The organism is Pseudomonas lijiangensis, assembly GCF_018968705.1.
Lineage (GTDB): Bacteria > Pseudomonadota > Gammaproteobacteria > Pseudomonadales > Pseudomonadaceae > Aquipseudomonas > Aquipseudomonas lijiangensis.
The window spans coordinates 4,127,231-4,139,903 of record NZ_CP076668.1; the positions used below are offsets into that span (position 1 = coordinate 4,127,231).

General features: G+C 59.0%; 10 protein-coding genes and 2 tRNA genes. 1 reads left to right on the top strand and 11 read right to left on the bottom strand.

Going from position 1 to position 12,673, the window contains the following annotated elements; all coding sequences use genetic code 11:
- Positions 1 to 101: 101 nt before the first annotated feature.
- The 11 genes from KQP88_RS17050 to KQP88_RS17100 all read right to left on the bottom strand — a co-directional run bounded on the left by KQP88_RS17050 (position 102) and on the right by KQP88_RS17100 (position 11,522).
- A complete protein-coding gene (locus tag KQP88_RS17050) occupies positions 102 to 554 on the bottom strand; it encodes a YkvA family protein (RefSeq protein ID WP_200992531.1) in 453 nt (150 codons plus the stop codon).
- A 357-nt stretch (positions 555 to 911) separates the two neighbouring features.
- Complete coding sequence (locus tag KQP88_RS17055) at positions 912 to 1,661, bottom strand: FKBP-type peptidyl-prolyl cis-trans isomerase (protein ID WP_198725413.1); 750 nt, start codon at positions 1,659 to 1,661, stop codon at positions 912 to 914.
- Positions 1,662 to 1,820: 159 nt separating this feature from the next.
- Positions 1,821 to 3,227, bottom strand: a complete 1,407-nt coding sequence (locus KQP88_RS17060; protein ID WP_216703700.1) for a DUF4329 domain-containing protein — start codon at positions 3,225 to 3,227, stop codon at positions 1,821 to 1,823.
- Positions 3,228 to 3,321: 94 nt separating this feature from the next.
- Positions 3,322 to 3,756, bottom strand: a complete 435-nt coding sequence (locus tag KQP88_RS17065; protein WP_200992533.1) for a RidA family protein — start codon at positions 3,754 to 3,756, stop codon at positions 3,322 to 3,324.
- Positions 3,757 to 3,780: 24 nt separating this feature from the next.
- On the bottom strand, positions 3,781 to 5,364 hold the full coding sequence (locus tag KQP88_RS17070; protein WP_216703701.1) for a flavin monoamine oxidase family protein: 1,584 nt from the start codon (positions 5,362 to 5,364) through the stop codon (positions 3,781 to 3,783).
- Positions 5,365 to 5,386: 22 nt separating this feature from the next.
- Positions 5,387 to 6,334: an ABC transporter substrate-binding protein gene (locus KQP88_RS17075; RefSeq protein ID WP_200992535.1), complete on the bottom strand. Its 948-nt coding sequence runs from the start codon at positions 6,332 to 6,334 to the stop codon at positions 5,387 to 5,389.
- 29 nt (positions 6,335 to 6,363) lie between these two features.
- A complete protein-coding gene (locus KQP88_RS17080) occupies positions 6,364 to 7,149 on the bottom strand; it encodes an amino acid ABC transporter ATP-binding protein (protein WP_216703702.1) in 786 nt (261 codons plus the stop codon).
- Positions 7,142 to 8,110: an amino acid ABC transporter permease gene (locus KQP88_RS17085; protein WP_216703703.1), complete on the bottom strand. Its 969-nt coding sequence runs from the start codon at positions 8,108 to 8,110 to the stop codon at positions 7,142 to 7,144. The genes KQP88_RS17080 and KQP88_RS17085 overlap by 8 nt, the downstream gene beginning before the upstream one ends.
- Positions 8,111 to 8,190: 80 nt before the next feature.
- Positions 8,191 to 10,596 carry a TonB-dependent receptor plug domain-containing protein gene (locus KQP88_RS17090; protein ID WP_216703704.1) on the bottom strand — a complete coding sequence of 802 codons (2,406 nt, stop codon included), beginning with the start codon at positions 10,594 to 10,596 and terminating at the stop codon, positions 8,191 to 8,193.
- A gap of 752 nt (positions 10,597 to 11,348) precedes the next feature.
- Positions 11,349 to 11,425 (bottom strand) — tRNA-Asp (locus KQP88_RS17095).
- A gap of 21 nt (positions 11,426 to 11,446) precedes the next feature.
- Positions 11,447 to 11,522 (bottom strand) — tRNA-Val (locus tag KQP88_RS17100).
- 161 nt (positions 11,523 to 11,683) lie between these two features.
- Here KQP88_RS17100 and rdgC point away from each other — a divergent pair.
- Positions 11,684 to 12,604, top strand: a complete 921-nt coding sequence (rdgC, locus tag KQP88_RS17105) for a recombination-associated protein RdgC (RefSeq protein ID WP_025261164.1) — start codon at positions 11,684 to 11,686, stop codon at positions 12,602 to 12,604.
- Positions 12,605 to 12,673 lie beyond the last annotated feature (69 nt).

A 12,673-nucleotide genomic window follows, 5' to 3' on the forward strand; every position in this document is an offset into this window, starting at 1 on the left:
ACACCCCCCTGTAGGACAGAAACACATTTTGTATAGGCTTGCTCCAGACGCAGGCATAGTAACAGCGGATTGATACAGCTGGTGTAACAGAACTGAAACCGTCAGTACTTGCCGCCTTCCCTTTCCAGAGCTGCCTGAGTCTCGGGCAGCCGCTCAACCACGATGAGCTTCTCGGGTGACTGACGCTCGCGCCAGGCGCGAAAGGCGTCCAGTTCGTCGGTCAGGTGTTTCATGATCCAGGCCAGGACAGCAATGTCATCGAACATCCCCAGGCCCGGAATCCAGTCGGGAATCGCATCCAGAGGGCTCAGGAAGTACATCAGCCCCGCCACGATGGACAGAATGGCCTTGGGACTGATGTCACGGTATTCCCCGCGCCAGTAGGCCAGGCAGAGCGCCTGCAACAGACGCAGGTCCTCCTTGATACGTCCCAGCCGACTGCCCTCGGTCGAACCTTTGCGCGCCACGGCAAACAGCAGGCCCGGCAACCGTCCTGCTGCAAGCAGACGGCGGGCTCCGGGCAGGTAACGAATGAAGTTCCAGGGTGCTTTCATGTTCACTCCCGCTCAATGAGGTGATGTCGGTAAACAAGCTCCAGTCTGCTGTCCGTTTATAAGGTTATCCACATAAGCTGTGGATAACCTTGTGAACAGCGTCCGTTTTCGTGCCTGAGCGCCCCGTCCTACGGGGGTCCAGCTTAAATCGGGCATTTTTTACTCACATAAAAAAGCCCATAAAATCGTTGACTTACGGGTTTAATACGACTATTCCCGTGCAATCGTGACGAACTGTCAGACAATCTTCATCGCGCCATGATAGTGGGACTGTACGGGCAACGAAGCGTTCGGGAAATACGCCAGATACAAAAACGCCCTGTCGAGACAGGGCGTTTGGAAAAACCGGGCCAGATGTTACTTCTTGGCCTTGGCCGGAGCCGGTTCTTCTTCAGCTTCAGGTGCCGCAGCAGCCGGATCCTTGATGCCCAGCAGTTCCAGATCGAAGACCAGAACCGAGTTGGCAGGGATTGCAGGGCTCGGGCTCTGTGCGCCGTAAGCCAGGTCGCTAGGGATGAAGAGTTTGATCTTCTCGCCAACGTGCATCAGTTGCAGGCCTTCGACCCAACCTGGAATCACGCCGCCGACAGGCAGATCGATCGGGCTGCCGCGCTCGACGGAACTGTCGAACACCTTGCCGTCAGTCAACTTGCCTTCGTAATGAACAGTTACAACGTCAGTCGGCTTTGGCTGAGCGCCATCTGCCTTCTTGACAATTTCATACTGCAGGCCGGAAGCAGTGGTGACAACACCCGGTTTCTTGCCGTTTTCTTCGAGGAATTTCTTGCCGGCTGCCGCCGACTCTTCGCTCAGCTTGGCCATACGCTCTTCGGCACGCTTCTGCAGCGCTGCGAAGGCTTCAACCAGCTCTTCGTCTTTCAGTTTCTGATCTTTCTTGCCAACGGCGTCTTCGATACCCAGGGCCACAGCCTTGGAATCCAGATCGTCCATACCTTCCTGAGCCAGGCTTTTGCCCATGTTCAGACCAATACCATACGACGCTTTTTGTGCCGGGGTTTTCAGCTCTACAGTGCTGGCTTGCTTGTCACAACCTGCGAGTACCAGACCGACCAGGGCAATCGCCGCTGCCAACCGATGCTGTTTCATGCTAATTCCTTGTCCATGCGCCAATAGGGCAAACGAGTAAAGCCGCGAGCTTATCAGGCCGCCGCGATCAATGGCTACCGGCATGAGAGAGGCTAAAGCGCGATAAGTTCAGGTAAACAAAGGTTTTCTCTGGCTTACGACGCACTGTTCAGTTGCAGTTCAGCTTCCCGATCCAGACACGGACGGAGCAATGACCCCCACTTTCGGCCAGTTTCGACTGATCTGTATCACCCGCAGACGCCCTGCCTGAGCCACTTTGCGAACGAAATCGGACGACAATAGGGTCCCGGCGGCCAATTGCGCCTGTATCGACCCGGTCCCCGAATACGTCCGCGAAACCTGCCTGAGCAACTGATATTCCTCGGCCGAACGACTCGGCGTGTACCCCAGCAAAGCCCCATCGGGAGACGAGAAGTAAACCTCGGACATCGTGAAACCATAGCGAACCGGCACCAGTTTCGAGCGGCGTGCAGGTACGTGGCGATACTCGAACATACGATGCAGATCGTCCGGTTGAAAGAAGTTGCGGCCTTCCTGCCGGATCGCATTGGAAACAACGGTATCCGGAGAGAAATACATGCCGTCGATGCGATAGCCCTCAGGCAAGGGTGGCCGGTAATACTCATCGGGATGGAAGACCGAACAGGGCGCGTACACCATGCTGCCATCGCCAAGAACAGGCTCGGCCGCACGATACCGGCCCCGCCGAGGATCCATCAGCAAAAAGCCGATGGCCTGTGAATGAGCACGGGGGCCAATACGTCCATGCACGTAGCGTGCAGCCTCATCGGCACTGGAGAACTCAGGGCTCAGAAGCAACGGAGCCGGCGGCCAGACCCCATCGCAGATAACCGCAACCGGCATTTCAGGATAAGGTCGCCAGTCACTCGTCACCTTGCCGGGCCTGCCCCACAGACGACTGGTCACCACCACCTGCAGATCGCCAGCACTGGCCAGAAGCCGGACCACATCGCTGGGCATGAGGGTCTGGGCTCGTAACGCCCTGTACATCTCACTGAGTTCACACTGGTGAGGTCTGTCAGGAGGACCGGACACCCGGGCGAACAGTTTTTTTTCGGCACTGGAATGAGACAGGGTGTATTTGATCAGGGAACCGTCCGGCCCGGACAGGTAGGTGACGGAGCTGTAGGCATGATCATCGATCACTGCATAGATATCGGCGATGGACAAACTGTTGGGGTAGGTGTCCTTCTCACTCTCGGGCCAGACATCCAGGCCGGCAGCGAACGATGGATGGGAATGGTAGATCGCATAATCGCTATGCCCGACCGGATAAAAGACATACCCCTCCTTTTCATGACTTGGAAATACATCATTGGGATCGAACTGAAAGGTCTTGCCGGCCATCGGTTCGGTAGCGACGTATTTTCCATCGTCGCGCACAAGAATAAAGCCGCCATACTCACGATCACGTCGGTTACCGATAACCTCATGAACATGACGCGCCACATCATCAGGATGATCGAAGGGTTCGCTGAGCGAAGGCATGCGGGGATGAGAGGAATAAGCGACTGATCGCCGGGTTCGCCGTAGTCTTGGCTGCATATGAAGGCTCCTTGTGCCTGGCACTGAATGAGTGCGAAGCGTAAGGAGCTTTCAAGGCAGAACAGGCATATCCGGATATGACATGGGGCAAGAATTACGCCGTCCTGGCCGCGATCGCCTCGACCTCCACCAGAGCCCCCGGCAATGGCAGGGCTACGACTTGCAGCGCCGTGCGCGCCGGCTTGTTGGGCTGTTCGGCGGTGCCGAAGAATTGCGTATAACCGGCCTGCAATCCGGCGAAGTCCAGCTTGCCGCCGGTTTCTTCAGCGCCCACCAGAAACACCCGCAACTGCACGATATCGCCCAGATCCAGATCCTGTTGGCGCAGGATATTGCGTAGCTTGTTGAACACCGAAACGGTCTGGGTTTCGGTATTGCCGAACGCCGCAGGCGTACCTGCGGGAGCTTGCGGATCAGCCACATCCGGCAAGGTGCCGCTGACGAATACCAGGCTGGCCGATGCCGGAACGGTCACCGTCTGCGAGATGGGGAAATCACCGACACTGGTGCGTTTGATGAGGTCGCTCATGGTTGTATCTCCTTCAATGGATGGTCATAGCGCGCCGATGGCGGCCTTGTTTCGCTGTTCGATAACCCGTTCCCCCAGTTGCGCTACCACATGGCGCGCAGAGTTGGCTGCCGATTCCTGCCAGATGCCGACCCCGCTTTGCACAAGCCCGTCGCCAGCGAAGTACACCCGGCCATGAGCCTCTTCCAGCAAGGCGCTGGCCTGGGCCGGAAACAGTTCCCGTTGCAGCCATGGGCCTTCGCTGAACGGGATCTGCTCCCAGGACACCGCCAATGGATGGCGCAACTGTTGCGAGTAGCCCGGATGAAGTAATTCCACTGCTTCACGGGAGGTCGAGAACTGGGTATCGAGGGATTGGGTGCCGAAGGTGTCGGCGCCCTCGCCCGTGACATACCCGGCCACCAGCAGGCCCTCGCGGGTATTGAGGTCGTTGCTGGGATACCAGAGCAGTCGCGCCGGATGCTCGATCCAGGAAATCCCGCCATAGGTGCGGTACTCGCTTTCCCAGAATCGCGGCGACTGCCAGGCCACTTTGGTCGCGTGGGCGTTATGAGTGCTGAGCAACGCGGCCTTCACCGGATCACTGAAATCCGTGTCGAGCCTGGCCAGCAGCGGCAATGGCAAGGTGGACACCAGATAGTCGGCACGCACCACTTGCTCGCGGCCACTGTGTTTATCGTGATAAGTGACCGCCACGCCCTCTTCGAGCTGACGAATACGGCGCACCTGCGCGCCCAGTTGCACCTGATCGGTCAGGCGACTGTAGAAGGCATCGGTGATGCGATCCATGCCGCCCACCGGCTGAAACATCGTGGCCGAGAATTCGGGAAATTCGGAATGCAGTAACGCGCCCCACAACTCGGGATGCAGCAGTCGATCCAGCGTGACCGGCGCCACACTGCCCGGCAAAGCCCCCGGATGGCTGGGTGAATCCTGATGACCGGAGCGAATGCTGCCTTCATAGGCCAGTTCCTGAGACAGGTCGCCATACACCTGCAAAAACGCCAGCAGACGGGTACGCTCTTCGGCACTCAACACATCATCCAGTGCATCGCGCTGAACCGCCTTGGCCAGCAACCCGGACAGGTGCCCGCGAGCATCGTTGATTGCCTGCCCTACCGTGAAAGCAGGCCGTTCCAGATCAGGACGCACTTGCGCACCATGACTGGTGTTGACCAGCACTTCCAGCGGTACACCCAGCTCGCTGCAATAGTCGAGCAAGGTTCGATGCTGGCTCGGAATCCGTGCCGGGCCAGCATTGAAATACACACCCTGATCGAACTGCGCGGTTTGCGTACGGCCATCGAGGTAATCGACCCTGTCGCCATTGCGCAGGGTCCAGGTGCGGCCACCCACACGATCGCGAGCCTCCAGCACCTGCACCTTGAACCCGGCACGGGTCAGTTCCAGCGCCGTGACCAGCCCGGCAATCCCGGCACCGAGTACCAGCACACTGGCGCCCTGCCCCGTATCGGCTTTCAGTTTCAAGGGCTGTGGCCGCCGATGGGACGAAGGCCCCAGCCCCAGTGCTGCCAGCGCTCCTTTGACGGCTTGCTCGCCACCTACCGCTGCAATGCTCGAAAGCGCCTCACGTCGTGTCAGTCCCATGTTCATGTCCTCCCTGAATGACTCAATCCGGCAAACCTGGCGGGTTGATTTCCGATTGATCGATACGCTCCACATCCAGCCCCCAGCGCTTGAGCACCTGATCATATTGCCCGCCGGCAATCACACCCTGAAGCGCGGTATGGATCGGCTTGACCAGGCCGTTGTCCTTGCGCGTGGTCACTGCAATATCGGCGCGGCGCGGCCAGCCACCGTTGACGATGCCCACCAGACGGATGCCGTTGGTCAAGGCCTGGGAGTAGGCCGACAGCGCATTGGGGCCAAAGGTGGCATCGACCCGCCCGGACTGAACCGCCAGTTGCGCGGCCGCCACATCGTCGTAGTACTGCAGCAAGGCAGGCTTGATTCCGGCCTTCTCGTTTTCTTCGTTCCAGGCCAGCAGGACTTTTTCCTGATTGGTGCCGGAGCCGACGATGATCTTCAACCCGGCAATATCGCTGGCCTGCTTGATGGAGGTGATCTTGCTGTTCGCCTTCACATAGAAGCCCAGCACGTCCTGTCGATAGGTGGCGAAATCGAAACGTTTCTTGCGCGCTTCGGTGACCGTCACGTTGCTGATGACCGCATCGTATTTGCCCGAGCTGACACCCAGCGGCCAGTCCTCCCAACTGGCCTGTACCACATTGAGTTCCAGGCCAAGACTGTCGGCCACCAGTTGCGCAGTGTCGGCTTCACTGCCGATGGTGGTCTTGTCATCGGAAGCCAGCAGCGCCAAAGGTGGCCCGGCAGTCCCGGAGACGGCAACCGTGAACTTGCCCGGCTGGGCGAACTTGAAGCCCTGAGGAATCTGCGCGATGGCTTCCTCATTGCGCGGTGCACGAATGCGCTGCTGATCAGGGCTCAGGTTGACCTTCTGCACGGTCGACGGCGTGGTACTTTCGGCAGCTATCACAGGTTGAGCCAGCCCGATGGCCAGGGTCAGCAGCGCCAGACGCGCGGTATTTGCAAGCATGGGAGTCACTCCTTTAACACTCGAAACGCTCACAACACCTTGCCCAGAAAGGCGATGGTGCGAGGATGGCGGGGTTGGCGAAATATCTGTTCGGGAGGACCTTGCTCGATCAACCGGCCTTCGCAGAGAAACACCACGTGGTCGGCCACTTCTTTGGCAAAGCCGATTTCGTGGGTCACGACCACCAGAGTCACGCCCAGTCGGGTCAGGCCCTTGATAACGTCCAGCACCTCGCCCACCAGTTCCGGGTCCAGCGCGGAAGTCGGCTCGTCGAACAGCAGCACTTTGGGATCGAGCGCCAGGGCGCGGGCAATGGCCACCCGCTGTTGCTGCCCTCCGGAAAGTTGCCGTGGGTAGGCGTCGGCCTTGTCTTGCAGGCCCACCTTGCCCAGCAGTTCAAGCGCTCTTTCACGGGCCTCGGTCTTGCTCCAGCGCTTGTGGGCCAGAGGGGCTTCGGCGATGTTTTCCCAGGCCGTCAGGTGCGGGAACAGGTTGAAGTTCTGGAACACGAAACCCACGTCGATGCGACGCTTGAGGATCTCGCTTTCCTTGAGCTCATAGAGCAGGTTGCCCTGGCGGCGATAGCCGACATATTCACCGTCGATGGTGATGTGCCCGCTGTCGATTTTCTCCAAGTGATTGATGGTCCTGAGCAGGGTCGACTTGCCGGAACCGGAAGGCCCGAGAATGACCGTGACCTTGCCCGGCTCGATGGTCAGGTCGATGTTGCGCAGCACCTCCTGATTACCGAAACGCTTGCCCACGTTCTGGATCTGGATGCGCCCGGCGCGCACCGCCATTGCCGACTCAGCCATGGGTCTTCTCCTTGAACCAGTGGCGCAGACGTTGCAAGGGCGTCGGCGGCAGAACACGCGCCGTGCCACGGGCAAAATGGCGCTCGATGTAATACTGGGCACAAGTCAGCAAGGTGGTGATGATCAGGTACCAGACCGTGGCGACGATCAGCAGCGGAATCACCGCCTGGGTGCGGTTGTAGATGACCTGCACGGTGTAGAACAGGTCCGGCAGCGCCAGCACGTAAACGATGGCAGTGCCCTTGACCAGTCCGATGATTTCGTTGAACCCCGAAGGCAGGATCGAACGCAGAGCCTGAGGCAGGATGATGCGGAAAATCCGCCGCTGTGCCGGCAGTCCCAGCGCAGCCGCTGCTTCATGTTGGCCGTTGTCGACGCTGATGATGCCGCCACGAATGATCTCTGCGGTATAGGCCGCCTGCATCAGGCTCAGGCCCAACACCGCCACGGTGAACTGGCTCAACACGTCGACGGTAGACCACTCGGCCAGCACGATCCCGGTGAACGGCACGCCCAGCACGATGTGATCATAGAGGTAGGCAAAGTTGTAGAGGATGATCAATACCAGCAGCGCTGGCATGGAACGGAAAAACCAGATGTAGCCCCAGGCCAGCGATGCCAGCAACGGCGACTTCGACAGGCGCGCCAGTGCCAGCACCGTACCCAGCAACACACTGAACACCGTGCTCAATACCGTGAGAAGTAAGGTCTGCCCCAACCCGCGCAATACCGAGGGCGAGAAGAACCATTTGGCGAACACATCCCACTCCCAGCGCGGGTTGGTGGCCAGCGAATGGACAATCCCCAGCAGCACCAGTGCTGCAAAAACAGACCCCACCCAACGCCAGGGATGACGGGCCGGAACCACCTGCAAAGTCCCGACAGGAACCGCTGCCTGAGCATCGGATACCTTGTAGTGAGTCCCCTCTCGGAGGTCGAACGGTTTGGCGACAATGGGCATCTCGGGTTCCTCGCACGCAATCACACGTGATCGTGTTTCATTGATGTCGAACAGCAGGGGCGCGGTGACGGTGCGCCCGTTCAAAAGGCATACGTCAGGCGGGTGTAGTAGTAACCACCGGTAAATCCGAAGGGTGAGTAAGTGCCGTAGCTACTGGTCATGGTGTTGCTGGGGATGCCCTGTTTCTTGGGGTAGACGTCGAACAGGTTCTTGGCACCCACGGCGATGTTCAGGTCTTTGGTGAGGTTGTAGCCGACGTCCAGATCGGTGATCCATTTGGCCGCGTAGATACGATCCAGAGAGCGGTCGCCGGAATCATTGACCTCCTTGTAGGAGCCGTAGCGGGTCAGGGCCAGGTTGATAGTGAACCTGTCGATGCTCCAGTCGCCGCCCAGAATCAGCTTGGTCTTGGGCTGAATACCGGTAATGACATTGCGGGCTTCACGATCCATCAGGTCATAGGAAGTACCGAGAATGGTGGTGGAGGCCTTGTAGCTGAGGATTTCGGTCTGGTTCCAGTTGAACGCCGCAGTCCACTTCACCGAACCGAACGCGCCCAGGTCCTGGCTGTAGTTACCGACCACGTCCACGCCTTTGGTCCGGGTATCGGCACCATTGATGAAGTACTGGCCACCCGAGGTCGAGTTGACGCCGTTGTCCTGCAGCACCTGGGTGACCTCATTGCCCAGCAGCGTGCCGGTCAGGGTGATACGGTCACGAATGTTGATCACATAGGCATCGGTGGTGAGGCTCAGACGCTCGGTCGGCGTCAGGGTGAAGCCCAGGCTGAAGTTGGTGGAGCGCTCAGGCTTGAGGTCTTCGGCACCCAGGGCTCGAGCCGCATCCGAGGCGACCGGCAGCACACCAAAGTTGATGGACTGGTAGACGCCATTCACCACGCCATAGGTGGTCGAGCGGGCACTAAACAGACTGTTGGCCAGCGAGGGCGCACGGAAACCGTTGCTCACGGTCGCCCGCACAGCGAACTCGGGGGTGAAGTCATAACGGGTGGTCAGCTTGCCGCTGCGGGTCGCGCCCACGCCCTGGTTGTAGTGCTCATAGCGCAGCGCCGTGCCCAGGTACCACTGCGGCAACGGGTTGAAACCTGCATCGACATAACTGGCGACGCTGTTGCGGGTGGCGCTGCTGGCTTCGTCGGGAGAAATACCGTTGGTGACCTGCGCGCCGGAAGAAGCGCAGTTGCCCGGCGCGACACAATATCCACCATTGGCATAGGAAGCCCAGTCACCTTCCTGGACCTCATACCCGTCACGGCGATGCTCGAATCCGTAAGACAGATCCAGAGGTTTTTGCAGGCCGACATCGAAGCCGCGCTTGAAGTCCAGATTGGTCGTCAGCTCGGTGGCAATCCAGGTGCCAGAAGTGAAATGGTTGGGGGTTGCCTCGCCCAGTGAAGGGTTCTGGTTACGCTCGGTGCCCTGCTCGGCTTCGTTGCGTCCATAAGTGGAAGACAGGTCCCAGTCCCACTCGCCGACCTGACCCTTGGCACCGAACGCCGCCTGGAAATCCTCCTCGTCGATGTACCAGATCGGCACATAACCGGCCGGGTATCCGTTGGGGCCGGTGGTAATGGTGTTGGTGATGGTCGGCAGACGAAAGTTCTGGCCCTGCTCGGCCTTGCGCCGTGAATACGTGGTGAACGAGTAAAGGCTGAGGTCGTCGCTGACCGGCAGTTCCGCGTTGTAGCCCAGGGTCAGCAGGTTGATCTTCGGTGTACCGTAGCCGCCATAGGTGGACTTGCCCGCCCGATCCAGCGCCTGCTCGTAGGTGTAGCCGTTGGCACTGGCCTTGTTGTCATCGTTCTGGCTGCGGGCATCGAGCGCCAACTGCACGATGCCGCCATCGCCAATCTCGAACCCCTTGTTCAGGCTCTGCTGAACCGTCTGCTTCTTGCCGTCATACCCAATGCCCGCGTTGGTCACGGACGTGCCGCTGGTATCGGCCTTGAGGATGATATTGATCACCCCGGCGATGGCGTCGGAACCGTATTGAGCGGCAGCCCCGTCGCGCAGCACTTCGACATGATCGATAGCGCTGATGGGAATGAAATCCAGATCGGCAGGAGCCGCGCCGGTATTGATACCGTTGATGTTGAGGGTTGCGCTGGTGTGGCGACGCTTGCCATTGACCAGCACCAGCACTTCGGCGGCACTGAGGCCACGCAGGTTCGGCGCACGGGCCATGCCGCTGGCGTCCCAGCCGGTTTTTTCCGGCAGGGTCAGGGATGGAATCACCGCACTCAAGGCTTCCATCAGACCGGGCTTGCCGGTGCTTTGCAATTGCCTGGCACTGACCACATCGATCGGCACCGGGCTGCTGGTGACCGTGCGCTGCTCGGCGCCTCGGTTACCGGTCACCACCACGGTAGAAAGGGTATCGCCACTCTTCGACGCAGCTTCCTGCGCCTGAACCGTGCTGGCCAGCAGCATACCTCCCACGGCCAGAGCCAATGGATTCAGACCCATGGCGCGCCTTGGCCCATGAACATCCTGTAAGACTCTCTGCACATCCACTCCAAAGGGCCGCCATTGCAGCCCGCTCATCCAGATTGCGCGGTCGGGCACTCACGCCGTCATCGAGACAGCGCGAAGTGCATTTATGGGTTGATGCCTGCATCCGGCCCCGACGCCTGAAAACAGCCGGGACAAAACGAAAGCTAACGGTGCGCAGCCGGACGAGCGGGTGGCTGGAATACTGCAGAGCGCCTGTCAGCGACAGGGCGAGAGAAACCCGGATAACGGGATTGAGCTGGCAACATACATCGAACTCCCTTCCAACGATCCTGCAACAGGGGTCAGTGGTGGATCACCCTGGCATGCCTTGCAAACCCAGGCTCCTGGCCTGTTTGCGCGATGGCATGCGCGCAGAACCTTGATCACGATTGGTACCATCCGAGGTGAGGGGTAGGCTGTCGAAACCAAACATAACGGAATCAATGGCGTAGAAAAACTTCTATTTCGCTATAAGCTAATATGATAAATATTGATTTATACAAAGACACTTAATCCAAAAAATGAATATAAGCAGAGAAATCTGGAGTGGGAGCGAATTCATTCGCGAAGGAAGCAAAGAAAATGCATCGCCTGGAATACCGTCTCGCGAATGAATTCGCTCCTACATGAGGATGAGGGATTTCTGGACAGCAGAAAGCAAAAAAGCGACCCTAAGGTCGCTTTTCTGGTTGCTTCAAGGAGTTCAAGGGCCTTAAAGCTGAATATGGCGCAGCGGACGGGACTCGAACCCGCGACCCCCGGCGTGACAGGCCGGTATTCTAACCGACTGAACTACCGCTGCGCGTAACACTAAGAGAGAGATTGGTGGGTGATGACGGGATCGAACCGCCGACCCTCTGCTTGTAAGGCAGATGCTCTCCCAGCTGAGCTAATCACCCTTCACTCTCGGTGTGGCGCGCATTCTACGGAGCGCCCCATACTCTGGCAAGCACTTTTTTAAATAATTTTTATAATCCTTCCAAAGGCTTAGCGCAGGGTTGGCCCGGACGCCCGAGCAGCGAATAATGCCCTCCTTTGTATGGAAGGAGAGATTCACCTCATGTGGTTCAAAAACCTGCTTATCTATCGCCTGACCCAGGATGTACCTTTTGATGCCGAGGCGCTGGAAACTGCATTGGCGACCAAGCCGGCCCGCGCCTGTGCCAGCCAGGAGTTGACCACTTACGGTTTCGTCGCGCCGTTCGGCAAGGGCGAGGACGCACCACTGGTGCACGTCAGCCAGGACTTCCTGCTGATTGCTGCGCGCAAGGAAGAGCGCATTCTGCCCGGCAGCGTGGTGCGTGATGCATTGAAGGAAAAGGTCGACGAGATCGAAGCCGAACAGATGCGCAAGGTCTATAAGAAAGAACGCGACCAGATCAAGGATGAAATCATCCAGGCCTTCCTGCCTCGCGCCTTTATCCGTCGCTCGGCGACCTTTGCCGCCATCGCGCCGAAACAGGGCCTGATTCTGGTCAACGCTTCCAGCCCGAAACGTGCCGAAGATCTGCTGTCGACCCTGCGCGAAGTCATCGGCTCGCTACCGGTTCGTCCGCTGACCGTCAAGACCGCGCCAAGCGCAATCATGACCGACTGGGTCAAGACCCAGAAAGCCGCCGACAACTTCTTCGTTCTGGACGAGTGCGAACTGCGCGACACCCACGAAGATGGCGGGATCGTGCGTTGCAAGCGTCAGGACCTGACCAGCGATGAAATCCAGCTGCACCTGAACACCGGCAAGGTCGTCACCCAGCTTTCCCTGGCCTGGCAGGACAAGCTGTCGTTCGTGCTGGACGACAAGCTGGTGGTCAAGCGCCTGAAGTTCGAGGACCTGCTGCAGGATCAGGCAGAACAGGACGGCGGCGACGAAGCCCTGGGCCAACTGGACGCCAGCTTCACCCTGATGATGCTGACCTTCGGCGAGTTCCTGCCCGAGCTGTTCGAGGCACTGGGCGGCGAAGAAATCCCGCAAGGGATCTGATTCGTCCGTCTGGACTGCAACAGGACCGCGCCGCCTCTATAGGCGGCGCCTCTTTTATGGATACAGAAA

Excerpts from the sequence above, each read along its gene's own strand:
- KQP88_RS17085 (WP_216703703.1), bottom strand. The coding sequence starts at position 8,110 with ATGCCCATTGTCGCCAAACCGTTCGACCTCCGAGAGGGGACTCACTAC.
- KQP88_RS17065 (WP_200992533.1), bottom strand. The coding sequence starts at position 3,756 with ATGAGCGACCTCATCAAACGCACCAGTGTCGGTGATTTCCCCATCTCG.
- KQP88_RS17075 (WP_200992535.1), bottom strand. The coding sequence starts at position 6,334 with ATGCTTGCAAATACCGCGCGTCTGGCGCTGCTGACCCTGGCCATCGGG.
- rdgC (WP_025261164.1), top strand. The coding sequence starts at position 11,684 with ATGTGGTTCAAAAACCTGCTTATCTATCGCCTGACCCAGGATGTACCT.
- KQP88_RS17090 (WP_216703704.1), bottom strand. The coding sequence starts at position 10,596 with ATGGGTCTGAATCCATTGGCTCTGGCCGTGGGAGGTATGCTGCTGGCC.
- KQP88_RS17080 (WP_216703702.1), bottom strand. The coding sequence starts at position 7,149 with ATGGCTGAGTCGGCAATGGCGGTGCGCGCCGGGCGCATCCAGATCCAG.
- KQP88_RS17055 (WP_198725413.1), bottom strand. The coding sequence starts at position 1,661 with ATGAAACAGCATCGGTTGGCAGCGGCGATTGCCCTGGTCGGTCTGGTA.
- KQP88_RS17070 (WP_216703701.1), bottom strand. The coding sequence starts at position 5,364 with ATGGGACTGACACGACGTGAGGCGCTTTCGAGCATTGCAGCGGTAGGT.
- KQP88_RS17050 (WP_200992531.1), bottom strand. The coding sequence starts at position 554 with ATGAAAGCACCCTGGAACTTCATTCGTTACCTGCCCGGAGCCCGCCGT.
- KQP88_RS17060 (WP_216703700.1), bottom strand. The coding sequence starts at position 3,227 with ATGCAGCCAAGACTACGGCGAACCCGGCGATCAGTCGCTTATTCCTCT.